Annotated in this window: 24 protein-coding genes; 12 read left to right on the top strand and 12 right to left on the bottom strand. The window is 50.4% G+C overall.

Annotation, left to right across the window (positions count from 1 at the left end):
• Nucleotides 1-86: 86 nt before the first annotated feature.
• Nucleotides 87-1079, bottom strand: a complete 993-nt coding sequence (locus J1C60_RS03635) for an aldo/keto reductase (protein WP_128178142.1) — start codon at nucleotides 1077-1079, stop codon at nucleotides 87-89.
• A gap of 143 nt (nucleotides 1080-1222) precedes the next feature.
• Here J1C60_RS03635 and J1C60_RS03630 point away from each other — a divergent pair, with 143 nt between their 5' ends.
• Nucleotides 1223-2128 carry a LysR family transcriptional regulator gene (locus J1C60_RS03630; RefSeq protein ID WP_128178140.1) on the top strand — a complete coding sequence of 302 codons (906 nt, stop codon included), beginning with the start codon at nucleotides 1223-1225 and terminating at the stop codon, nucleotides 2126-2128.
• A gap of 70 nt (nucleotides 2129-2198) precedes the next feature.
• On the opposite strand, the gene fbaA is transcribed toward J1C60_RS03630, so the two are convergent.
• From fbaA to epd, 3 genes are all read right to left on the bottom strand, one after another.
• Nucleotides 2199-3278, bottom strand: a complete 1080-nt coding sequence (gene fbaA / locus J1C60_RS03625; RefSeq protein ID WP_128178138.1) for a class II fructose-bisphosphate aldolase — start codon at nucleotides 3276-3278, stop codon at nucleotides 2199-2201.
• 122 nt (nucleotides 3279-3400) lie between these two features.
• Nucleotides 3401-4564: a phosphoglycerate kinase gene (pgk, locus tag J1C60_RS03620; RefSeq protein WP_128178136.1), complete on the bottom strand. Its 1164-nt coding sequence runs from the start codon at nucleotides 4562-4564 to the stop codon at nucleotides 3401-3403.
• A 51-nt stretch (nucleotides 4565-4615) separates the two neighbouring features.
• Nucleotides 4616-5635 (bottom strand): erythrose-4-phosphate dehydrogenase, encoded by a 1020-nt coding sequence (gene epd / locus J1C60_RS03615; RefSeq protein WP_128178135.1) that lies wholly within the window; start codon nucleotides 5633-5635, stop codon nucleotides 4616-4618.
• A 411-nt stretch (nucleotides 5636-6046) separates the two neighbouring features.
• Here epd and J1C60_RS03610 point away from each other — a divergent pair, with 411 nt between their 5' ends.
• Entirely contained in the window at nucleotides 6047-6772 is a 726-nt protein-coding gene (locus tag J1C60_RS03610; protein WP_128178133.1) for a bactofilin family protein, read from the top strand.
• A gap of 82 nt (nucleotides 6773-6854) precedes the next feature.
• Here J1C60_RS03610 and tkt read toward each other — a convergent pair whose 3' ends face one another.
• Nucleotides 6855-8849, bottom strand: a complete 1995-nt coding sequence (gene tkt, locus J1C60_RS03605; protein WP_128178131.1) for a transketolase — start codon at nucleotides 8847-8849, stop codon at nucleotides 6855-6857.
• A 289-nt stretch (nucleotides 8850-9138) separates the two neighbouring features.
• On the opposite strand from tkt, the gene loiP reads away from it, so the two are divergent.
• Complete coding sequence (loiP, locus tag J1C60_RS03600; RefSeq protein WP_128178130.1) at nucleotides 9139-9891, top strand: metalloprotease LoiP; 753 nt, start codon at nucleotides 9139-9141, stop codon at nucleotides 9889-9891.
• 48 nt (nucleotides 9892-9939) lie between these two features.
• Here loiP and J1C60_RS03595 read toward each other — a convergent pair whose 3' ends face one another.
• From J1C60_RS03595 to speB, 3 genes are all read right to left on the bottom strand, one after another.
• A complete protein-coding gene (locus J1C60_RS03595; protein WP_128178128.1) occupies nucleotides 9940-10362 on the bottom strand; it encodes a YidB family protein in 423 nt (140 codons plus the stop codon).
• A gap of 15 nt (nucleotides 10363-10377) precedes the next feature.
• Complete coding sequence (locus tag J1C60_RS03590) at nucleotides 10378-10545, bottom strand: hypothetical protein (protein ID WP_154324556.1); 168 nt, start codon at nucleotides 10543-10545, stop codon at nucleotides 10378-10380.
• A gap of 90 nt (nucleotides 10546-10635) precedes the next feature.
• Nucleotides 10636-11559, bottom strand: coding sequence for an agmatinase (speB, locus tag J1C60_RS03585; protein ID WP_128178352.1), 924 nt, complete (start codon nucleotides 11557-11559; stop codon nucleotides 10636-10638).
• 367 nt (nucleotides 11560-11926) lie between these two features.
• Here speB and J1C60_RS03580 point away from each other — a divergent pair, with 367 nt between their 5' ends.
• Complete coding sequence (locus J1C60_RS03580; protein WP_128178126.1) at nucleotides 11927-12574, top strand: DapH/DapD/GlmU-related protein; 648 nt, start codon at nucleotides 11927-11929, stop codon at nucleotides 12572-12574.
• A 262-nt stretch (nucleotides 12575-12836) separates the two neighbouring features.
• Here the strand turns inward: J1C60_RS03580 and speA are convergent, their stop codons facing one another.
• On the bottom strand, nucleotides 12837-14813 hold the full coding sequence (gene speA / locus J1C60_RS03575) for a biosynthetic arginine decarboxylase (RefSeq protein WP_128178124.1): 1977 nt from the start codon (nucleotides 14811-14813) through the stop codon (nucleotides 12837-12839).
• 642 nt (nucleotides 14814-15455) lie between these two features.
• Nucleotides 15456-15602 (bottom strand): hypothetical protein, encoded by a 147-nt coding sequence (locus J1C60_RS03570; RefSeq protein WP_154324554.1) that lies wholly within the window; start codon nucleotides 15600-15602, stop codon nucleotides 15456-15458.
• A gap of 234 nt (nucleotides 15603-15836) precedes the next feature.
• On the opposite strand from J1C60_RS03570, the gene metK reads away from it, so the two are divergent.
• Entirely contained in the window at nucleotides 15837-16988 is a 1152-nt protein-coding gene (gene metK, locus J1C60_RS03565; RefSeq protein WP_128178122.1) for a methionine adenosyltransferase, read from the top strand.
• 424 nt (nucleotides 16989-17412) lie between these two features.
• Here the strand turns inward: metK and J1C60_RS03560 are convergent, their stop codons facing one another.
• Nucleotides 17413-17601 (bottom strand): hypothetical protein, encoded by a 189-nt coding sequence (locus tag J1C60_RS03560; protein ID WP_128178120.1) that lies wholly within the window; start codon nucleotides 17599-17601, stop codon nucleotides 17413-17415.
• A 57-nt stretch (nucleotides 17602-17658) separates the two neighbouring features.
• Between J1C60_RS03560 and J1C60_RS03555 the strand changes: the two genes are divergently transcribed.
• From J1C60_RS03555 to ruvX, 7 genes are all read left to right on the top strand, one after another.
• Nucleotides 17659-19056 (top strand): sugar porter family MFS transporter, encoded by a 1398-nt coding sequence (locus J1C60_RS03555; protein ID WP_128178118.1) that lies wholly within the window; start codon nucleotides 17659-17661, stop codon nucleotides 19054-19056.
• A 91-nt stretch (nucleotides 19057-19147) separates the two neighbouring features.
• Entirely contained in the window at nucleotides 19148-19657 is a 510-nt protein-coding gene (locus J1C60_RS03550; RefSeq protein WP_128178350.1) for a SprT family zinc-dependent metalloprotease, read from the top strand.
• Between the two features lie 123 nt (nucleotides 19658-19780).
• A complete protein-coding gene (gene endA, locus J1C60_RS03545; protein WP_128178116.1) occupies nucleotides 19781-20494 on the top strand; it encodes a deoxyribonuclease I in 714 nt (237 codons plus the stop codon).
• A 94-nt stretch (nucleotides 20495-20588) separates the two neighbouring features.
• Nucleotides 20589-21320 (top strand): 16S rRNA (uracil(1498)-N(3))-methyltransferase, encoded by a 732-nt coding sequence (gene rsmE / locus J1C60_RS03540; RefSeq protein ID WP_128178114.1) that lies wholly within the window; start codon nucleotides 20589-20591, stop codon nucleotides 21318-21320.
• A gap of 90 nt (nucleotides 21321-21410) precedes the next feature.
• Entirely contained in the window at nucleotides 21411-22352 is a 942-nt protein-coding gene (gshB, locus tag J1C60_RS03535) for a glutathione synthase (protein WP_128178112.1), read from the top strand.
• Between the two features lie 111 nt (nucleotides 22353-22463).
• On the top strand, nucleotides 22464-23027 hold the full coding sequence (locus J1C60_RS03530) for a YqgE/AlgH family protein (protein WP_128178110.1): 564 nt from the start codon (nucleotides 22464-22466) through the stop codon (nucleotides 23025-23027).
• Nucleotides 23027-23443, top strand: a complete 417-nt coding sequence (gene ruvX, locus J1C60_RS03525; RefSeq protein WP_128178108.1) for a Holliday junction resolvase RuvX — start codon at nucleotides 23027-23029, stop codon at nucleotides 23441-23443. Before J1C60_RS03530 ends, ruvX begins: the two co-directional genes overlap by 1 nt.
• 24 nt (nucleotides 23444-23467) lie before the next feature.
• Here ruvX and J1C60_RS03520 read toward each other — a convergent pair whose 3' ends face one another.
• Complete coding sequence (locus J1C60_RS03520) at nucleotides 23468-24460, bottom strand: type IV pilus twitching motility protein PilT (RefSeq protein ID WP_128178106.1); 993 nt, start codon at nucleotides 24458-24460, stop codon at nucleotides 23468-23470.
• Nucleotides 24461-24463 lie beyond the last annotated feature (3 nt).

The raw sequence follows: 24463 nt of genomic DNA, 5'->3' as shown, positions 1-24463 counted from the left end.
TAAAAGTATACGAACGAAAAACCGGGGTGTTCTGCTGCGAACGCCCCGGTTTATGCAGGTAATAAGGGTAGATAATCGTTAAATAATCAGTTCTTACGTACCGGTGGTGCCATAAATTCTGGTCCAATCGGCTGAGGAATATGACGAGTCAGAATCGCGTCAATATCCGCCATATCCTGCGCCGTCAAACGCCAGCCAAAAGCATCATTAACGCCCTGGAGCTGTTCCGGACGACGGGCGCCCCACAACGCGATGGTCGGGCCATTATCCAATACCCAGCGAATTGCAAGGGCCAGAATACTTTTCCCGTAACGTTCATGAGCTAGCTGCTTCAGCTCTTCAACCGCGGCAAGGTAATGTCCAAAATGGGGTGCCTGGAATTTAGGATCGAAGCTACGCAAGTCATCGTTATCGAAGGTGGTATCCTGCTGCATACGGCCAGAAAGCAGGCCACGACACAGGGCACCATATGCCAGCACGACCAACTGATGCTGTTGGGCATAAGCAAACAGGTCGTTCTCTGCATCACGTTCAAACAGGTTATATGGCGGTTGTAACGTGGCTAGCGATGCAGCAGAACGGAACTTCTCCATTTGCTCAAGCGAGTAGTTACTCACACCGATCGCAAGAATTTTGCCTTCCTGCTTTAATTTTTCCATCTCGGCGGCAGTTTCCTCAATCGCCACCAGCGGATCAGGCCAGTGCACCTGATAGAGATCGATATAATCAGTGCGCAACCTGCGCAGTGAATCTTCTACCTCTGCACGAATACGTGCCGGAGAAGAATTACGCACGATCTTACCGTCCTTATCCCAGTCCAGTGTCACTTTAGTGGCAATCACTACGCGCTCGCGAATACCTTCCAGCGCTTTACCGACCACAGATTCAGAGTGCCCTAATCCATATACCGGTGCGGTATCAATCAGGTTAATTCCCTGATCAACTGCCTGACGCAGGGTTGCGATCGACTGTCCATCATCCGCTCCGCCCCACATCGAACCACCAATGGCCCATGTTCCTAATGCAATTCGGGATACTGGCTGAGGAATACCTGGAATCTGAAGGGTTTCAATAGTCATATATTATGCTCCGGGAGGGTTTAAGGTAGAGTATACCTCATCTATCGTTGAACTATTTTCAACGGTCCCTTGAGATATTACGCATTTACCCCCCACGCTATGACGGCGAAAGGGGCATCGACGCTATGGGGAGTAAGTAGGACATGCCTTCACTGACGCGCAGTGAGTTAGCGGATTTGAACGTATTTACCGCCGTGTGTCGACGGAAAAGCTTCAGGCTAGCGGCGGCGGAGCTGGGGGTTTCCACCTCGGCAGTGAGCCATGCCATTCGCGGGCTGGAAGAGCGACTCGGCGTGAAGTTACTTAACCGTTCGAGCCGGTCGGTTGCTCCTACCGAAGCCGGTTTGGCACTGGTAGAACATTTGGAGACGGGTTTCAACTTTATTAATAGCGCACTAGCCCGGCTGGAACAGTACCGCGAATCCCCGGTAGGGCGATTGCGTATTAATATCCCGCGGGATGCATCACGCCTGCTTTTTGGCCCGATTCTGGCGCAGTATACGGCGGCATACCCAAAAGTACAGCTGGAAATCACCGTCGAAGATAAGTTGGTCGACATCGTCAGTAGCGGGTATGACGCTGGCGTCCGTTACGGTGAAAGCGTACCGCGCGATATGATCGCGATGCCGCTGACAAAGAAACTTAAGTGGGTCATCGTCGCCTCCCCGGACTATTTACGCCGACGCGGCCGGCCGAATACGCCAGCCGACCTGCTTAACCATGACTGTGTTCGCATGCGCATAGGCGATGAGGTTATTTATAAGTGGGAGTTAGGCAATGGCAGTAATGCGTGCCAGTTAGACGTTCCTGGTTCACTGACGGTTAATGAAACTGATATGGTGATTGATGCTGCGCTGGGGGGAGTCGGCCTTGCGTATTGTTTAGAGCTATACGCACAACCGTTTATCGCACGCGGGGAACTGGAGGTCGTAATGCCTGAATGGGCAACGCTGGGTGAACCCATTGTGATGTATTACCCCAGTCGCAGGCAGGTTCATCCCGGGCTTAAGCAACTCACAGAGATGATTCGTAATCGTAATCTGAAGTGATAAAAGCTCGTGCCAGCGACACTACTTGATAAAAAAAGGCCCCGAAGGGCCTTTTTTGCACATCACGAGATTAAAGCACGTCTACCGCATTCAATTCTTTGAATGCTTGCTCCAGGCGCACAATCATTGAAGCCTGAGCTGAACGCAACCAAACGCGTGGATCGTAGTATTTCTTATTCGGTTTATCTTCGCCTTCCGGGTTGCCCAGTTGTGCTTGCAGATAACCTTCGTTCTTTTTGTAATACTGCAGGATACCGTCCCAGGTTGCCCATTGAGTATCGGTATCGATATTCATTTTGATCACACCGTAGCTGATAGATTCTTCAATCTCAGCAGCAGAAGAACCGGAACCACCGTGGAAAACGAAATCCAGCGAGTTATGCGGCAAGCCATGCTTCTTGCTGACAAATTCCTGGGAGTTATGCAGAATTTTTGGCGTCAGTTGCACGTTACCAGGCTTGTAAACACCGTGTACGTTGCCGAATGATGCGGCAATGGTGAAACGTGGACTAATAGCGTTCAGTTTTTCATACGCATAGTCAACGTCTTCCGGTTGGGTGTACAACGCAGAGCTGTCCATATGGCTGTTATCTACGCCATCTTCTTCACCACCGGTGCAACCCAGTTCGATTTCCAGCGTCATGTTGATTTTCGCCATGCGTGCCAGATAGTTACTACAGATTTCGATATTTTCTTCCAGTGACTCTTCTGACAGGTCGATCATATGAGAAGAGAACAGCGGCTTACCGGTTTTGGCAAAATGCGCTTCACCGGCATCCAGCAGACCGTCGATCCACGGCAGCAATTTTTTCGCGCAGTGGTCAGTGTGCAGAATGACGGGAACGCCATAGTGTTCAGCCATCTGATGTACGTGATGCGCACCTGAGATAGCTCCCAGGATAGCCGCTGCCTGCGGCTTATCAGATTTCAGGCCTTTACCAGCGATAAATGCGGCACCGCCGTTAGAGAACTGAATAATAACCGGCGCTTTCACTTTCGCAGCCGTTTCCAACACTGCGTTAATGGAATCGGTACCCACGCAGTTTACCGCTGGCAGAGCGAATTTGTTTTCTTTCGCGATTTTAAAAATTTTCTGAACATCATCACCGGTGACAACGCCAGGTTTTACGAAATCAAAAATTTTAGACATGCTTTTTGTCCTGTTTCATTGGCCCTCACCTTTCGGCAACGGGAAAAAGAAGTCGGTTCAGCTTACCTCGACAGGCGAGGACAAGCGTGATAGCGGGAAAACTGCCCCGCCTCAAAAGTGACTTACTGCTTTGCACGCTCTTCCAGCATGGCAACCGCTGGTAAGACTTTACCTTCTACAAACTCAAGGAAGGCACCGCCGCCGGTTGAGATGTAGGAGATTTTATCTTCGATACCAAACAGATCGATCGCCGCCAGCGTATCACCGCCACCGGCAATGGAAAATGCTTCGCTGTCGGCGATAGCATTGGCAATGATTTCAGTACCTTTACGGAAATTAGGGAACTCAAATACGCCAACCGGGCCATTCCATAGAATGGTTTTTGCTTCTTTCAGCAATTTCGCCATAGCCAGCGCGGTGTCGTCACCGAAGTCCATGATCTCTTCATCGTCTGCAACTTCAGAAACCTTTTTCACCGTTGCCGGGGCTGTTTCAGAGAATTCCGTACCTACGCGAGAATCAGTTGGTACGGGAATACCATGCTCATCACGCAGCTTTTTCGCCGCCGCCACAAAATCCGGTTCATACAGAGATTTACCGACGTTGTTGTCGATAGCAACAAATGTATTCGCAATGCCGCCGCCAACGATAACGGTATCAGCGATATTGACCAGCGATTGCAACACATCAAATTTAGTGGACACTTTAGAGCCCCCCACCACGGCAACCATTGGACGTGCAGGGGTTTTCAATGCTTTACCCAGGGCTTCCAGCTCTGCTGACAGCAGCGGGCCAGCACAGGCAACCGGAGCAAACTTGCCAACACCGTGAGTTGAAGCCTGTGCGCGGTGCGCGGTACCAAAGGCATCCATCACGAATACATCGCACAGCGCAGCGTATTTCCTGGAGAGGGCTTCGTCGTCTTTTTTCTCACCCTTGTTAAAACGCACGTTTTCCAGCACAACCAGCTTACCAGCGGTCAGTTCAACACCGTCCAGGTAATCTTTCGCCAAAGAAACGTTATCTGCACCTAATTTATCTTTCAGGTAATTAACCACAGGCAACAGAGAAAACTCTTCGCTATATTCACCTTCAACTGGGCGTCCCAGGTGAGATGTCACCATCACTTTAGCGCCCTGCTGCAAAGCCTTTTCGATTGTGGGCAAAGAAGCACGGATACGTGCATCCGACGTCACTTTCCCTTCTTTGACTGGCACGTTTAAATCCGCACGGATCAGAACACGTTTACCAGCAAGATCCAGATCGGTCATCTTAATTACAGACATGGTGAACCCTCTCGTTGATTCTCTTAAGTTTTGCCAGGCGCAAACCGCGCCTTACCTGAAACCGCTTGCGGCCATTGCTAACGTGGTGTCGAGCATTCTGTTAGCAAAGCCCCATTCGTTATCGCACCAGACTAAGGTTTTAATCAGGTGCTGACCGCTGACCCGCGTTTGCGTACCATCCACTATGGCACTGTGCGGATCATGGTTAAAATCAATTGAGACTAACGGCAATTCCGTATAGTCAACTATACCACTAAATGCCCCTTCTGCCGCGTTTTGCAGTAAGCCGTTAACGTCATTTGCGCTCACCGATTCACGTACGCTAACGCTCAGGTCAATCGCCGTCACGTTGATCGTTGGCACTCGCACGGCAATGGCTTCAAACCGATCGTTAAATTTCGGAAAAAACCGGGTAATGCCGGCAGCAAGCCGCGTATCAACGGGAATAATAGACTGGCTGGCCGCGCGCGTACGACGTAAATCCGAATGATAAGCATCGATCACTTGCTGATCGTGCATGGCGGAGTGAATCGTGGTGACCGTGCCCGATTCAATGCTGAAAGCATCATCCAGCAACTTGATGATCGGAATAATGCAGTTGGTGGTGCAAGAGGCATTGGATACGATGCGATCATTGCGTTTGAGGGTAGCTTCATTGACGCCAAAAACCACCGTTGCATCAAGGTCATTGCCTCCGGGATGAGAAAACAGCACCTTCTTCGCACCCGCCTGGAGATGCGCTTCGCCATCTTCCCGGCTGCCATAGACACCGGTGCAATCCAGCACCACATCCACGTTCAATTCGCGCCAGGGCAAATCGGCGATTTCGGCATGGTGCAGGATACGCAGGGTATCTTCCCCTATCCACAATAAATCACGCTCTTGCCGGACATCCCATGCAAAACGGCCATGGCTGGTATCATATTTCAGCAGATGTGCCATGCCTGAGGCTTCCGCTAACTCATTGATGGCAACCACTGTTATTTCTGCCCGGCGCCCGGTTTCGTACAGTGCACGTAGCACATTACGCCCGATGCGACCAAAGCCGTTAATAGCAATACGAACGGTCATATCACTCCTGCATCAGAATCCATGAAATAAACGAGGCAATAGCCTGGGCCACGCGTTTCTATTTGTACAGGGAATTCTCTCGCAACAACATTCGTCACAGCTGCCGCGCAAACAACAACTGAAACGGTTCAGCCAGAATAATAGTAATCAGGAATAATTGGAATGAGACAGATCAATAGCACGATAAAGTTCTGACGAAGATCACAATAAATGCACAAGAACGAACAAAAAACGCTCAATAAGATAATCGTTCATAGTAGGCTATACTCGCCCCGATTCATACGGTCAGAGGTCATCAGCAATTCTGAAGTATGAGGGGTAAATTAAGGAAATAGATCACGTCAGCTGGAGATTGTTTCTGCCGAACGGATAGCGGAACTGCGCACTCTGCGTTGTTAACAGAACAGGGATATGAATTACAACCTTCTTTGGTTTGTCTGGCTAATTTGGGCTGCGGGCCTGGTTGCTTACTGTCTGAAAGGAAACCATGCGTTGCCATTGTGGCGTGGCCTGAGCGCACCCTCTTTTTCTGCCATGACTGTCGTTATTACCACACTCGGAATAGTTGTTTTTAACAAGGGAATGAAGATGTTTAAACGTAAAGAAAATACGATAAAGTCCATTGAAAATGACTTTTTTACCTCCCCACCGTCCGATGATAATCGCAGCAGCGATCCCAATCACCTCACCGATAACGCAGAGGCAGCAATACAGGCGGCGAGCCCTATGGATGCAACAACAATCCCGGAAAGTTGCCATTTAACGGGCGAAATTAATGCAACGGGAGATGTTCACATAAGCGGTTCAATTAAAGGAATTATTCGTTCTGAAAAAACAGTTTATGTCCTGTCTGAAGGAAAAGTCGATGGTGAAATCACTGCCGATAAAATTGAAGTGACGGGTTCACTGACCGGTCTGTGCCGCAGTCGCGAAGTCGCGATAAACGTAAATGGATTTGTCGACGGGACAATTGAGTGCGAAGCGTTGTCGATCAATAAAAAAGGCCGCTTTTATGGTGTGTCTAAACCCTTTAGCACCCAGACGGTAACGGATAAGGCTTCCGGCACAAAGCGCCCTGCCGAACCCTATATCGTGGAGACGCTCTCCAGAATTGAAGAACAGATCAAACCGTCTTAGCGGCGATCTCTCCGGCACTTAGCCCGGTTATTCATACAGAGATATAACGGAGTTCGCCTGCATGCAGGCGAACTCCCGGGAATTACAGCAGCTCTTTCGCTTTTGCTACCACGTTTTCCACCGTGAAGCCAAACTCTTTAAACAGCAGTTCTGCTGGTGCCGATTCACCAAAGCTGGTCATACCGACGATCGCACCATTCAGGCCGGTGTACTTAAACCAGTAATCAGCAATACCGGCTTCGATGGCCACACGAGCACTAACCGCTTTTGGTAGCACGGATTCACGATAAGCCGCGTCCTGTTTGTCAAACGCATCCGTAGACGGCATCGACACCACCCGAACATTACGCCCTTCAGCAGTCAGTTTATCGTACGCACCAACAGCCAGTTCAACCTCTGAACCGGTCGCAATCAGGATCAGCTCAGGCTTACCACCTTCACAATCTTTCAGCACGTATGCGCCACGCGCCACGTTTGCTAACTGCTCAGCGGTACGATCCTGCTGAGCCAGATTCTGACGGGAGAAGATTAACGCCGTTGGGCCATCCTGGCGTTCAATGGCATATTTCCACGCCACGGCAGATTCGACCTGATCACACGGACGCCAGGTACTCATATTTGGCGTAACGCGCAGGCTGGCAAGCTGTTCAACCGGCTGATGGGTTGGACCATCTTCACCCAGCCCAATAGAGTCATGGGTGTATACCATCACCTGACGAATTTTCATCAGCGCAGCCATACGCACAGCGTTACGTGCGTATTCTACAAACATCAGGAACGTGGCGGTGTAAGGCAGGAAACCACCGTGCAGAGCAAGACCGTTAGCAATAGCGGTCATACCAAACTCACGCACGCCATAGTGGATATAGTTACCGGCACTGTCTTCATTGATTGGTTTAGAGCCAGACCACATCGTCAGGTTACTTGGAGCCAGGTCAGCTGAGCCCCCCAAATATTCTGGCAACAGTTTACCGAAAGCTTCAATCGTATTTTGCGAAGCTTTACGGCTAGCGATTTTCGCTGGGTTTGCCTGCAGATGCTCAATAAACTTCTGCGACTCCGCCTGCCAGTTTTCCGGCAGCGCATTCACGCTACGGCGTTTAAACTCGGCAGCCAGTTCAGGGTGTGCTTTGGCATAGGCAGCAAACTTCTCGTCCCAGGCTGACTCTTTCGCCTGGCCCTGTGCTTTCGCATCCCATTCTGCATAGATTTCTTTCGGGATCACGAACGGCGGGTAGTTCCAGCCCAGTTGCTTACGCGTCAGCGCGATCTCGTCGTCGCCAAGAGGGGCGCCGTGCGCATCATGCGAGCCCGCTTTATTTGGCGAGCCAAAGCCGATAATAGTTTTACACATCAGCAGAGAAGGCTTGTCGCTAACGCTTTTCGCTTCTTCAATTGCTTTTTTAATCGCATCCGCGTCGTGTCCATCAATACCACGAACAACATGCCAGCCGTAGGATTCAAAACGCTTCGCGGTGTCGTCGGTGAACCACCCTTCAATTTCACCATCAATAGAGATGCCATTATCGTCGTAGAACGCAACCAGTTTGCCCAGCTTCAGGGTACCGGCCAGCGAGCACACTTCATGAGAAATACCTTCCATCATGCAGCCATCGCCCATGAATACGTAGGTATTATGGTCAACGATATCATGGCCCGGGCGGTTGAACTGCGCCGCCAACGTGCGCTCCGCGATAGCAAAACCGACCGCATTCGCAATACCCTGACCCAATGGCCCGGTAGTGGTTTCAACACCCGCGGTATAACCATATTCCGGATGACCCGGCGTTTTAGAATGCAACTGACGGAAATTTTCCAGCTCTGTAATCGGCAGATCATAACCCGTGAGGTGCAACAAGCTGTAGATCAGCATCGAACCATGGCCGTTGGAAAGAACAAAACGGTCGCGGTCAGCCCACAGAGGGTTAGTTGGGTTATGGTTTAGGTAGTCACGCCACAGCACTTCAGCGATATCCGCCATGCCCATTGGTGCACCCGGATGACCGGATTTCGCTTTTTGTACGGCATCCATACTTAATGCGCGAATGGCGTTGGCAAGCTCTTTACGAGAAGACATGATTCACTCCAGATAGGATTTATGCGCTTTACCCTATTTAACCTATTGAAATTAATTAGTTATCAGGCAAAGTCAAAGTAAAGTCGACCATCAATGTACATGAAAAACAGGTGAAATGTACATGGCGCGAGGTGCTAAATTCACGCGCATTTAGTGCTTTAAGACCATGGCCGCTATGCATCGCACATTTAAACCGCTATAAAATCCAGGTTCTCTGCAAACCTTTAGCGAACGGGCTTTGCTAAAGGTTGGTTTTTATGGCCTTGTTACCATGGTGGGATAAAATAGAATGAAAATACGTACCTCTTTTTTAGCGCTTACGCTGACCTCTTTACTCTCTGGCTGCCAAAACTTTGATGCGAACTCGTTAATGCAGTCGGGCGCGCAGGCTTTTCAGGCGGTAACGTTAAATGACGAACAGGTAAAAGAGCTGAGCAATAAATCCTGCCAGCAAATGGACAGCGAGGCGCAAATTGCACCCGCTAACAGTGAATACGCCAAAAGGTTGACAAAAATCGCCGCCGCGCTTGGCGACAACATCAACGGCACTCCGGCTAATTACAAGGTATATCTGACGAAAGATGTGAATGCCTGGGCAATGGCCAACGGCTGTATTCGTGTCTATAGCGGCCTGATGGATATGATGACGGATAACGAGGTTGAAGGCGTCCTCGGCCATGAAATGGGTCACGTTGCGTTGGGGCATACGCGTAAGGCGATGCAGCTTGCTTATGCCACTACTGCCGCACGGACAGCTGCCAGCGCAGCCGGAGGCATTGCGGCCTCACTGTCACAGTCACAGTTGGGAGATCTGGGAGAGAAACTGGTCAATGCCCAATTCTCACAAACGCAAGAATCACAGGCGGATGACTATTCCTTCGACCTGATGAAAAAACGTAAAATCAATCCAAACGGGTTGGTTACTAGCTTTGAGAAATTAGCGAAGCTGGAAGGGAGCCATCAAAGCAGCATGTTCGATTCACATCCATCCTCTGCATCACGTGCCGAGCACATTAAAGCACGCATCGCAGCTGAAAAATAAGCGTCAACTGTCGCAATTTCAGGCGGGAATATCCCCGCCTGAGCCGTGTTAACGCTTACCAAAAATACCGTCAACCAGGCTACCAAGATCAAGTTGTGAATTTTGTGTCGCCTGCGGATCAATCTCGCCCTGCGGTGAGGCTTTATCCACCAGATGGGGTAACAGTTGTGCCAGTATGTCAGAAGCGCTTTGCTTATCGGTTCCCAACTTACCCGCCAACGACTGTAAATCTGACTCCCCCAATGCTGACTGCACATCGTGCCCACCAATGGCCTGATTTTGCCCGTTACCCAACCAGGAGCCGAGGACAGAGCCTAATCCCCCCTGCTGAAATTTCTCCAGTAACACCTGAATCCCCCCCTGCTCCTGTACCCATTGCCAGATGGCCTGAAGCTGTACGAGCCCGGCTCCGGCAGATTGCCCATCCGGCTTATCTCCCAGCGAACCGACAATTTCATCAAGTAATCCCATGAGGCTTTGCTCCTGTCAAAATGGTTGAATAGACCCACCATACTTCAGGCTGCCAGCGGGTTGAGTACGCCACGCCGCAACATGAACTACTGGAGGATTCGCACCATAAGTGTAGCGGGTAGTGACAAAAGCGAACAATGCAATGCGGGAGAGTGGTTGGGGTAATATACGGGCGATCGGCATAGCATTATCATGGCATCTGCCCCCTTAATACGCCGCGAGACATCGTTACCCACGGCGTTTTCAGAGAAAAACAGCGCAAACTCGTTGCCGTTATTCGCCTTTATTGACCGCCTGAACGTGCAGCATATCAAGGGCGATAGTTGCTGCGGCCAGTGAAGTGAGATCGGATTGATCGTAACCCGGCGCAACCTCAACCAGATCCATACCCACAATATTCAGCCCTTGCAGACCACGAACCAGCTTCAGTGCCTTATCCGTAGTCAGTCCACCGATCACCGGCGTACCGGTACCAGGCGCATGAGCGGGATCGAGACAATCAATGTCAAAGGTCAAATAAACAGGGAGATCGCCAACGATCTGCTTAACCTGCGCCAGGATATCATCGACGCCGCGATCGTTAACCTGCGCGGCGTCCAGCACATTAAAGCCTAGATCTTTATCAAACTCGGTACGAATACCGATTTGCACCGAGTGCTGTGGATCGATCAAGCCTTCTGCTGGCGCATGATGGAACATCGTGCCGTGATCAAACGTTGGGCCGTTAGAGTAGGTGTCTGTGTGGGCATCAAAATGCACCAGCGCCATTTTACCAAAATACTTCGCATGCGCGCGCAGCAGCGGCAGTGAAATGTAGTGATCGCCGCCGAAAGTCAGCATACGCTTACCGTTTGCCAGCAATTTCTCCGCATGCGCTTGCAGTTTATCAGTCAGATCCTGGGAATCGCCAAATGCATATACCAGGTCGCCACAGTCGATAACTTTTAGACGTTGACGTAGATCGAAGTTCCACGGCCAACGGCAGCCTTCCCACGCCAGATTGGTCGAGATTTGCCGAATGGCGCCTGGCCCCAGACGACTTCCCGGACGACCAGAGGTGGCCGCATCAAAAGGAATACCGGTAATCACCCACTCAGCATCACTGTCGTAGGGCTGAAAGTTCACCGGAAAACGCATAAAGCCAAACGCGTTGGAAACCAGGGAATTATCGTATGCATTGCCTAAGGTATTATTCACCATAGTCTTTCCTCTTTTTCTCTGGCTGTCAGGCAGCCGGAAGCATGGCAGGTATAGATGAAAAAAATCCCTTCCGCGTCGTTAAACCCGACGAGGAAGGGATCAGATTCGCATAATATTTTATACCCTGAATAAGTCGGATTGCTGATGCAACCGCGGGTATGATGGCGTAATTATCGCTGCAACCGACACTAACGACAATGTCATTTTGCGATATTGTTGCTGGAGGCTCAGCATAATGTTTCCCGCCCTCCACCTGGAGGCCAAAATCGACATCATGCTGTCATCTTTTGCCGTCAGGATCCTGAGAGTGCCCGCCACTGGGCGTATATCACCTCCCAGCCCCGATTAAGAAGGATGTAACAGCATGTCTCTCGCCGCCTTAAGCCGGCCCAAACTGCAACAAACCGTTATCGATCCCAGCGTGCGTATGCGTGAAACGCAGATCGGCCAACAATGTGAGATCCTCGCCCACAGTTATCTCGAATACAGCACGTTAGGCGATTTTTCTTACGCTGGAGAACACTGTTGTATTGCCGATAGCGTGATTGGAAAGTTTACCGCTATTGCAAATCAAGTGCGTATTGGCGCCCCCAATCATCCAATGGATCGCCCATCTCAACACCGTTTTACCTATTGTCCCGAGTATTATCATTCCGGAGCTGAACGCGATCACCATTTTTTTGCGGATCGTCGTACCGCACAGGTGATCATCGGCAATGATGTATGGATCGGTCATGGCGTGATCGTCTTACCGGGGGTTACCGTGGGTGATGGCGCAGTGCTGGCTGCCGGTGCAGTGGTAAGCAAAGACGTTGCACCTTACACCATTGTCGGCGGCGTCCCGGCCAAATCCATCCGCCCACGCTTTGCTGCAAATATTTCGACAAGCCTACAGCGTATTGCCTGGTGGAACTGGCCACTGGAACAGCTGATGGCACACCTTGCCGAGTTTCAGTCAGGGGATATTGAACGCTTCTGTGCACGCTGGGATACGGAATTTAACGCGGAATAAGCGTGAAATCGTCGGATTACCCTAAATAATTCGCACTGCAGGGCGGCGGCAAATCAGCAAATCCCCGGGAGCATAGGCAACTATGTGACCGGGGTGAGCGGGTGCAGCCAACAAACCTGCAGTGTGAAGTCGTCGGATTACCCTAAATAATTCGCACTGCAGGGCGGCGGCAAATCAGCAAATCCCCGGGAGCATAGGCAACTATGTGACCGGGGTGAGCGGGTGCAGCCAACAAACCTGCTGTGTGAAGTATGACGGGTAATTACTCATCTTCGAGATAAGTATAACCATACAACCCAGATTCAAACTCCTGCAGGAACTGTGCACGTAGCTCTTCGTCGAGGTCGGTCTGTTTCACCTGATTGCGGAAATGGGTTAGCAGCTCTTTCGGATCAAGCTGTACGTACTCAAGCATATCGGCAACGGTATCGCCTTCATCAGAAAGTTGTACTTCAACGCTACCGTCTGCAAAAGCAAACACGTCAACGGCTTCGGTATCACCAAACAGGTTATGCATGTTGCCGAGGATTTCCTGATAAGCACCGACCATAAAGAAGCCCAACATCGGTGGATTATCCACATCGTACTGCGGCATTGGCATCGTTGCCGCAATGCCATCGCCGTCAACATAGTGGTCAATTGTGCCGTCTGAATCACAGGTGATATCCAATAGCACCGCACGACGTTCCGGCGATTTGTTCAGCCCCTCAAGCGGCAATACCGGGAATAATTGATCGATCCCCCATGCATCCGGCATTGACTGGAACAGGGAGAAGTTGACGTAAATTTTATCCGCCATCCGCTCCTGTAATTCATCAATAATCGGCCGGTGTGCGCGATTGCTCGGGTCCAGATGCTGCTGAATATAGTTGCAAATACTGAGATAGAGTTGCTCTGCCCAGGCTCGCTGCTTCAGATCATAATGACCTTGTGAATATCCGGTATGGATATCGAACAAATCCATCTGGCTATCATGTAACCATTCACGTAATGAACGACGCGTATCCGGTTCATGCATCTCTTGCCAGGTGTCCCACATACTCATCAATGGGCGAGGAGCCTCTTCCTCCGGAGCCTGAGGCGTACTGAATTCGTTACGCTCGACACCAATAATATTAGAGACTAATACGGTGTGATGCGCGGTTACGGCACGGCCAGACTCCGTGATAACGGTTGGATGCGGCAGGTTATGCTCTTCACAAGCATCGCCAATCGCCCAGATGACATTGTTAGCGTACTCATTAAGGCCATAGTTCACGGAACAGTCAGACTGCGAACGCGTTCCTTCATAGTCCACACCCAAACCACCGCCCACATCGAAGCACTGAATATTTACACCCAGTTTCGCCAACTCGACGTAGAAACGGGCAGATTCACGCACGCCGGTCGCGATATCGCGAATATTCGCCATCTGTGAACCAAGATGGAAATGCAGCAGCTGCAGGCTATCGATGCGGCCCGCATCGCGCATAATCTCAACCAGCTTAAGAACCTGAGTCGCTGAAAGGCCAAATTTAGATTTTTCACCACCGCTCGACTGCCATTTACCGGAACCCTGCGAAGCCAGGCGCGCACGGATACCCAGACGCGGTATCACATTCAGGCGCTCCGCTTCTTCCAGCACCAGCTTCACTTCAGTCATTTTTTCGAGCACAAGATAAACTTTGTGGCCCAGCTTTTCACCGATCAGCGCCAGACGGATATATTCGCGATCTTTATAACCATTACAGACAATCACTGAGCGGGTCATACCCGCGTGAGCCAGCACCGCCATCAGCTCAGCTTTGGAACCTGCCTCAAGCCCTAACGGTTCGCCAGAGTTGATCAGGGATTCAATCACGCGCTTGTGCTGATTAACCTTAATGGGATAAACGAGGAAGTAATCCCCTTTGTATCCATAGGATTCACGTGCGCGTTTGAACGCCGCGTTAATTGAACGCAGGCGATGCTGAAGAATTTGTGGGAAACAGAACAGGGCCGGAAGACGCTGGCCATCAGCCTCACGCTCTTTGACCAGTTGAGCCAGATCGACGCGCGCTTCCGGCACATCGGGATCGGGGCAAACACTGATATGGCCCAGCTCATTCACGTCATAGTAGTTATTACCCCACCAGGCAATATTGTAGGTGCGGAGCATTTTGCTGGCATCCTGATCGCTCATAGCCACCTCCTGCATTGAACGGAGTCCACCCTGTTCGCCTGCTGACGAACCCTTAATTGTCTTCATGTCGTCAGACATCACGAACCTCGATTTTTGATAATGCTGTGAAATAGTTAACTACTATCGCAGGTCGATCCTGCGAGGACAACCCATTGTCTGCCGTTAAAGCTAGCATAACGCGCTGAAGCGGGATGAAAACAGGCGTCTGTAAATAATCAGTGTTAAACACGTCGCCGAACTCCGTACAACGGATCAGAAAAAGCGCAACCCAACCTCAGTATCCGGGAGAAGCTCATCCCATACTGTAGCAAAAGGTTAACCAGCGCAGGTGTCGTGATTATGACCGAAGCGGATAAAACTTCGGCGAGAAAATAAAACGGAAGGAGCAAAAGACCGGGGCAGAAACACGCCAGAGCGGCGTGGTGAACAGTGAGAAAGACCGACGTTCTGGTTCATTACTCGCATCACCTCCACACATACCTTATACGGCACGCGGAAAACGGGTCAGAGGGTGAAATCAGATACACAGGAGTTATCTGACAGGCTCTTGGTTGCGGGTCATATCCCGCTCTTCTGCCTTCGTCTTTCACATTGTTGAGCGTTGTCGATGCTACAATTTAAGCCGCTTCGGAAGCAGGCTTCCCAACCGGTTAAACGCGTTCAAGACACCAGAACAACATCAAATATGACAGGCAGATGCTGGCTAACAGCAGCGGCGTTTTATACAGCCGCAGCAATAAAAATGCAAAGCATAAATACGTTTATTGCCAGGGCTGTCAGGATAATTTTCCACCTGCCAGTTTGCGGAAAATGCGCAACGGCAAAAATGACTGGCATTTCGTTTAATGAGTAACCTAAAATAGCCATCCAGATGTTAATCCGTCTATACTGGTTAACTTCTATACCAGAATATATTGAAGAGGTATTCGGGGTATTTGACCGGCGGCCAGCTCAGCTAGCGAGCACAGCCGATACCGATACGGCTTCAAATATGAAGTAAACTTCCCAAATGAACTGCTCACGGCTTTGCCTGAGGGGCCCAGAATTGACTCCTTTGCTATGCAGTCGTTTTCAACCCGTTTTAGTAAGGTAAAGAATAAAATGGCTAAACACCTTTTTACGTCCGAGTCCGTATCAGAAGGACATCCCGATAAAATCGCTGACCAAATCTCAGATGCCGTTCTTGATGCCATCCTTGAACAGGATCCTAAAGCGCGTGTAGCCTGCGAAACCTACGTAAAAACCGGTATGGTGCTGGTTGGTGGTGAAATCACGACAACGGCCTGGGTTGATATTGAAGAGATCACCCGTAATACAGTACGTGAAATCGGTTATGTTCACTCTGATATGGGCTTTGATGCAAACTCTTGCGCCGTACTGAACGCCATTGGTAAGCAGTCTCCGGATATTAATCAGGGCGTTGACCGTGCCGATCCGCTGGAGCAAGGCGCGGGCGACCAGGGATTAATGTTTGGCTATGCAACTAATGAAACCGACGTTCTGATGCCGGCCCCAATTACCTATGCACACCGCCTGGTTCAGCGTCAGTCTGAAGTGCGTAAAAATGGTTCCCTACCGTGGCTGCGCCCTGATGCGAAAAGTCAGGTGACCTTCCAGTACGATAACGGCAGCATAGTGGGTATCGACGCCATTGTACTGTCTACCCAGCACGCTGAGGATATTTCGCAAAAAGACCTGCAAGAAGCCGTAATGGAAGAGATCATCAAGCCGGTTCTGCCTGCCGAGTGGATGACCGCCAGTACTAAATATCACATCAACCCCACCGGACGTTTCGTTATCGGTGGCCCAATGGGCGATTGTGGCCTGACGGGCCGTAAAATCATCGTTGACACCTACGGCGGCATGGCGCGCCACGGCGGCGGTGCTTTTTCGGGTAAAGATCCCTCGAAAGTTGACCGTTCTGCCGCTTATGCTGCCCGCTATGTTGCAAAAAACATTGTTGCCGCAGGCCTGGCCGATCGCTGTGAGATTCAGGTTTCCTATGCTATCGGCGTCGCAGAACCGACTTCAATTATGGTTGAAACCTTTGGCACCGAGAAAATCTCAACGGAACAGCTGACTCTATTGGTCCGTGAGTTCTTTGATCTGCGTCCTTATGGTCTGATCAACATGTTGGATCTGCTGCACCCAATCTATCGTGAGACTGCTGCATACGGCCACTTCGGTCGCGAACATTTCCCATGGGAAAAAACCGACAAAGCAGCACAGCTGCGTGAAGCCGCTGGTCTGTAAATCTTTGATTTTATAACATCGTATTTTGCTCATCAGGGCGGCCAAAAAAGCCGCCCTGATTCTTTTTTAACGCCCTACACCGCCATTCTTCCCGTTACTGACTACGCTTATTGTGCTTATCAAATATTCAATTTGATAACGATTACACTATAAATATTTATTACTAATCAATTAGTTAATTATAAAATAACTTATAATTAACTAATGCAATGCGCTATTTTCAGCGTCATCTTATTGCTTATAATTGGTATAATGTCAGAAACTTATCTGGCGCTATTCCTGACTGGTTAATTGATATCAGAAAAGCGATAAATGCTGTATTGAATGACATTAACGTGTGTAAGCGATTACATCATTGTGATCTAACTCACTTTCTCGACTACACAGGTTTCCTACCTTTTATAAAAACAACCTATACCCAAACTCATTCAGGCTGTGTGAAGACCACGACCGCCAGAAAATTCGCCCTGGAGTCGGATAACCAGGTCAACGCACTGGCAATGTGAGAGATGACGGGATACCTGTCCCACGCCACGGACGTTGCAGCCATGCTGAGATCGATCGGCCCAATTCGCTGTGCTAAATCAGCGATTCGGGCCGGTGAATTCAGCATTACTGCCAACGCTGTTGAAGGGGGCAAAACAACGATGGCTACTATTACGGAGGCAATATGCCTGGCAATACCCACAAAAACAGGACGTCGAACAAAGCGATGACTTATTTCGTCTGTTTCCTTGCAGCACTGGCAGGCCTACTATTTGGCCTTGATATCGGCGTTATTGCTGGCGCACTGCCTTTCATCGCGAAAGACTTTGACGTGACCAGCCACCAACAAGAGTGGATCGTGAGTTCAATGATGTTTGGTGCTGCTATCGGTGCCATCGGTAGTGGCTGGATGTCTTCCCGTCTTGGTCGTAAAAAAAGCCTGATGGCAGGAGCGATCCTGTTCGTTATCGGTTCACTGTGGTCCGCATTTTCCCCTAACCCGGAAATGCTGATCGTCGCTCGCGTACTGCTGGGGCTGGCCGTCGGTATCGCCTCGTATACTGCGCCACTTTATCTCTCTGAAATTGCACCAGAGAAAATCCGTGGCAGCATGATTTCGCTCTATCAACTGATGATCACCATCGGTATTCTCGGTGCCTACCTCTCCGACACGGCATTCAGCTTTACCGGGAACTGGCGCTGGATGCTCGGAGTCATTACCCTTCCCGCGTTGTTATTGCTGATCGGCGTATTTTTCCTGCCAAATAGCCCGCGCTGGCTGGCTGCAAAAGGTCATTTCCGCGACGCACAACGCGTTCTCGATCGCCTGCGCGATACCAGCGAGCAGGCAAAGCGTGAGCTGGATGAAATTCGTGAAAGTCTGAAAATCAAACAGTCAGGCTGGAGCCTGTTTCAGAGCAACAGTCACTTCCGGCGCGCAGTATTCCTCGGTGTATTACTGCAGGTGATGCAGCAGTTCACCGGAATGAACGTGATTATGTATTACGCGCCAAAAATCTTTGAGATTGCAGGCTTCGCTAACACCACCGAACAGATGTGGGGGACGGTCATTGTTGGGCTGGTCAACGTTCTGGCTACCTTTATCGCCATTGGGCTGGTGGATCGCTGGGGACGTAAACCAACCCTGACATTAGGCTTCCTGGTGATGGCGGCCGGAATGGGTATCCTGGGCACAATGTTACATCTGGGCATCCATTCTCCTGCCGCGCAGTACTTTGCTGTCGCCATGTTGTTAATGTTTATTATTGGCTTTGCGATGAGTGCCGGTCCATTGATTTGGGTATTGTGCTCAGAAATTCAGCCACTTAAAGGGCGTGATTTCGGCATCACCGTTTCTACCGCAACAAACTGGATCGCCAATATGATCGTTGGCGCAACCTTCCTGACCATGCTCAATACGCTGGGAAATGCGAATACCTTCTGGGTATACGCTGGTCTGAATATTTTCTTTATTGTGCTAACACTGTGGTTAATCCCGGAAACCAAAGGCATTTCACTTGAACATATCGAGCGAAACCTGCTATCCGGCAAGAAACTACGTGATATTGGCACGCAAGACTGACTAAAAATGGCCGGATAATTTCGGGTTATGGGCGGCAGCAATGTCGCCCAACATACTTGATTATCCGTCAACGCGGTTTTATTCTCCGGCTATGAAATCTCTTCGACTCCCCATTGCTCTGCAGCAGGCCGTTATGCGTTGTCTGCGTGATAAACTGCAGTTGGCTAATCAGCGCCTTGAGCGAAACTATGATGAACCCAAACTGATCTATCAGCAGCGCGGTACGGCCGCAGGCACCGCCTGGTTACAGCATTGGGAAATCCGTATTAATCCTGTACTGCTGCTGGAAAACCAGCAGGCGTTTATTGACGAAGTTATTCCCCATGAGCTGGCGCATTTGCTGGTATGGAGATACTTTGGACGCGTCGCGCCACACGGCAAAGAATGGAAATGGATGATGGAGACGGTGCTCAATGTGCCCGCACGGCGAACGCACCAATTCGAAATTGCCTCCGTGCGTAGTCGTGCTTTCCCTTATCGCTGCCGCTGCCAACAACACCAATTAACGGTGCGACGTCACAATCGCGTCATGCGCGGAGAGAGTGAGTACCGCTGTGTACACTGCGGGGATATTTTGAAGCCCGGGGATTTTGCCGCTTAATCCACGCGAAAACCACGTTAAGACCACTCAGCACATGATGTAAACGCATTTCCGGAATCCTTTTCCCTTTTATTGTCAACCTGCTACCCTGCGCGCTGTTTTTGGCAATTGAATTTCTGGAATATGTCTCACAAAATTATCCCGCTGATCGCGTTATCACTGCTTCTCCCAGCCTTTATGGCACAAAGCCTTAGCCTGAATAATTACCATCAAAATAATTTTCAACAAGCCAAAACCTACGCGGCTAAAATTAATGCTGATGCCCCGGGGACGTTCTATTGTGGCTGTAAGATCAGCTGGAAGGGTAAGAAAGGTATTCCCGACCTGGCCTCCTGCGGTTACCAGGTTCGTAAGAACGCCAACCGTGCGCAGCGAATTGAGTGGGAACATGTGGTACCGGCCTGGCAGTTTGGCCACCAGCGCCAGTGTTGGCAGAATGGCGGGCGTAAAAATTGTAGCGAAGACGCGGAGTATCGCCGTATTGAAACCGATTTGCATAATTTGCAACCGGCTATTGGCGAGGTGAATGGCGATCGGGGCAACTTTATGTACGGCCAGTGGAACGGTGGTGAGAAGCAATATGGCCGGTGCGAAATGAAGATCGATTTTAAGAACAAGCTGGCCGAGCCGCCAGCACGCGCACGCGGCACCATCGCTCGAACCTGGTTTTATATGCGTGACCAATACCATTTACGCATGTCAAAACAACAAACGCAGTTGATGACCGCCTGGAACAACCAGTATCCGGTAAGCCAGTGGGAATGTGAACGTGATTCACGCATCGCGCGCGTGCAGGGCAATCATAATCCTTATGTACAGCGCGCCTGTCAGAGGTAGAATAACCGTTCTGTCGCTGACGAAGTCAGCAATCTCATATTGTTATTTTTTATACCGCCGGATGCATCCTGCGGTTGCTGATATCAGGAATTACATGCGCATACCTCGCATTTATCATCCCGAAGCATTACTGGTTGGCAGTGAAATCTCACTGGCTGAAGATGCCGCAAACCACGTTGGACGCGTATTGCGTATGAACGCAGGCCAGACTCTGGAACTGTTTGATGGCAGTAATCTGACTTTTGCCGCTGAAATTATTCAGGCCGGGAAGAAAAACGTCACGGTGAAAATCATCAAAAGCCACGCGGACGACCGTGAATCACCGCTTCATCTCCATTTAGGACAGGTGATGTCCCGGGGTGAAAAAATGGAATTCACCATTCAAAAATCGATAGAGCTGGGTGTAAATGTCATTACCCCCTTGTTTTCTGAACGCTGCGGCGTAAAGCTGGATACAGAAAGACTGGCAAAAAAAATTCAGCAGTGGCAGAAAATTGCCCTGTCAGCATGCGAGCAGTGCGGTCGTAACAGCATTCCACAAATCCGTGAGGCTATGACGCTGGAAGCGTGGTGTGCCGAACAGGATAATAGCCTGAAGCTGAACTTACATCCGCGTGCGCATCACAGCATTAATACGCTGCCGCAGCCGGTTGAGCGCGTAAGGTTGTTAATTGGTCCCGAAGGCGGCCTGTCCACCGATGAGATTGCGATGACGGCGCAATATGGCTTTACCGACATCCTGCTCGGGCCACGTGTCCTGCGTACCGAAACCACAGCACTGACGGCTATCACCGCATTACAGGTACGGTTTGGTGATATAGGCTAAACACTATTTTGGCTCAATGGGTAAAAGATTAGCGCTAATTTTGTGCAAAACTACACATAACCAATTCTTCATGGCAGGCAAGGAGATAAAATGAAATTAGGCATTGTGATGGACCCGATTACCTCCATCAATATTAAAAAAGACTCCAGTTTCGCCATGCTGCTGGAAGCACAGCGCCGCGGCTACGAAATCCATTATATGGAGATGAACGATCTCTACCTGCGTACCGGCGAAGCACGCGCCCGTACTCGCCTGCTGAGCGTTGAGCAAAACTACGATAAATGGTTTGAATTCGGCAGCGAACAGGATATTGCGCTGGCCGATCTGAATGTGATTTTGATGCGTAAGGATCCACCATTCGACACCGAGTTTATCTACGCGACCTACATCCTTGAGCGTGCGGAAGAGCAAGGCACGCTGATCGTTAATAAACCGCAAAGCCTGCGTGATTGTAACGAGAAACTGTTCACCGCCTGGTTTGCCGAACTCACGCCGGATACGCTGGTGACGCGTAGCGCAGAGCAAATTCGCGCGTTCTGGCAACAGCATGGCGATATCATCCTGAAACCTCTGGACGGTATGGGTGGCGCTTCAATTTTCCGTGTTAAGCAGGAGGATCCTAATCTGTCAGTGATTATTGAAACCCTGACCGAACATGGTCACTTCTATTGCATGGCGCAGAACTACCTTCCCGCTATCAAAGATGGTGATAAACGCGTCCTTGTGGTTGATGGTGAACCTGTGCCTTACTGCCTTGCCCGTATTCCCAAATCCGGTGAAACGCGTGGCAACCTGGCGGCCGGTGGCCGTGGCGAAGCGCGTCCATTGACAGAGAGCGACTGGGAAATTGCCCGCCGCGTAGGACCTACGTTAAAAGCAAAAGGACTGATCTTTGTTGGGCTGGATATTATCGGTGACAAACTTACCGAGATTAACGTGACCAGCCCGACATGCATTCGTGAAATCGAAGCTGCATTCCCCATCTCCATCACTGGTATGTTGATGGATGCCATCGAGAAACGTCTGTCCTGATTATTCAAACGGGGTTTACGCCCCGTTGTAACCCGTTAAGTGCCAGAGAGTATAAGATGTTTAAACCGGCAAAACCCTCGAGCACTTAACCTGAATACTGAACGAGTGACAATGAATTTACAGCATCATTTCTTGATTGCCATGCCCACATTACAGGATCCTTTTTTCAAACGCTCGGTTGTCTACATCTGCGAGCATAACGAAGAAGGCGCCATGGGACTGATCGTCAATAAACCGATGGATAACCTCACGGTTGACGGTATTCTTAAAAAACTGAAAATTGCCCCCGTTGCAAGCGATGTCATCGTCACGCATGACAAGCCGGTATTTACCGGCGGACCGCAGGCGGAAGATCGTGGCTTTATTCTGCACTCTGCGCAACGGACATTTACCTCCAGTATTCGCGTCTCCGATAACACAGTCATCACCACATCACGTGATGTACTCGAATCTATTGGTACTCCTGAACAGCCGGATCATGTGTTAGTGGCGCTGGGATACTGCGCATGGGAAAAAGATCAGCTAGAGGGCGAGTTGTTGGAAAATGCCTGGCTAACTACGCCAGCCAATAGCAATATCCTGTTCCATACACCGATTGCAGAACGCTGGCGCGAAGCGGCCCGAAGTATCGGTGTTGATATTCACAATATCACCAGCGAAGCAGGTCACGCCTGATGTCGATGATGACCTTACTCTCTTTTGACTTCGGTACTAAAAGCATTGGTGTAGCGATAGGGCAGCAATTAACCGGTACCGCGCGACCACTGACAGCCATCAAAGCCAATGATGGCATTCCCGACTGGAATAAAATCGAGTTGCTGTTAAAAGAGTGGCAGCCAGATCATGTTGTTGTCGGGCTGCCGCTGAATATGGATGGCACTGAGCAACCCTTAACTGCCCGCGCCCGCAAATTTGCTAACCGGCTTCATGGCCGCTTCGGTGTGCAGGTTGAGCTGCACGATGAGCGCCTGAGCACCGTTGAAGCGCGTGCCGATCTCTTCTCACGCGGCGGTTTTCGCGCACTTAATAAAGGCAGCGTGGATTCACAGTCGGCGGTCATTATTTTAGAAAGCTGGTTTGAAACACATTAATACTGCGGCACACTCAGCCGGGAGCTAAACCAAACCGGCAGACGCACGCTGCTGTAAGCTCTGCTTAAAGGTTTGCATTCCGGCCTGCATCCCGGTTTCCAACAGGCTGGGCAACTGATGCGTTTTTCCTTCACGGATCAGGTTGCCAACCGCGGGCGTATTGATCAGCACTTCAAACAGCGCAATACGTCCGCCGCTTTTTGCCGCTAATAACTTTTGTGCAATCACGGCGTTAAGGCTACCCGCCAACTGGCTGCGTACCAGATTTTTTTCCGCGGCAGGAAAAACATCTACCAGCCTGTCAATCGCCTGCGTAGCGCCGCGCGTATGCAGCGTTGCCAGTACCAGATGGCCGGTTTCCGCAGCGGTCAGCGCCAGGCGAATGGTTTCCCCATCCCGTAACTCACCCAGCAAAATTACATCCGGATCTTCACGTAGCGCGGCGCGTAACCCTTCATGAAACGAAACGCAGTGCTCCCCCACCTCGCGTTGTTGAATGAGCGACTTATTGCTGTCATGAATAAACTCAATCGGATCTTCCAGAGTTAAAATGTGCAGATCCCGCTGCTGGTTTAATGCTGCGATCATCGCCGCTAACGTAGTGGACTTCCCGCTGCCGGTGGCCCCGGTGATTAATATCAATCCGTCATCCTGACGTAACAATGCAGGCACAGCATCGGGCAGGGACAGCGCTTCAAGCGTTGGGCAATCCGTGGCAATTAGCCTCAACGCCAGCGATAATCCGTTACGCTGTTGAAAAAGATTAGCCCGCACGCGTGTACCACCGAATAGAGTAATCGCAAAATCAACGTGCCCCGTCGATTCAAAACAGGCGCGCTGTGACGTATTCAGCCAGCTCAGCGCCAGTGCTTCCAGCTCCTCAGAGCAGACGGGCCGTTGCCCCGGAATCGGCCCTAGCCTACCGTGACAGCGCCACTGCGGTGTATGGCCACTGCAAAGGTGCAGATCGGCAGCATTATGCTTTACACTAAGGGCCAAAATATCTTCCATATTCATATA

Source organism: [Pantoea] beijingensis (genome assembly GCF_022647505.1).
In the GTDB taxonomy this organism is placed as follows: Bacteria; Pseudomonadota; Gammaproteobacteria; order Enterobacterales; family Enterobacteriaceae; genus Erwinia; species Erwinia beijingensis.
Note: the sequence above shows the minus strand (reverse complement) of the source record. Positions and strands in the feature narration are given on the sequence as shown.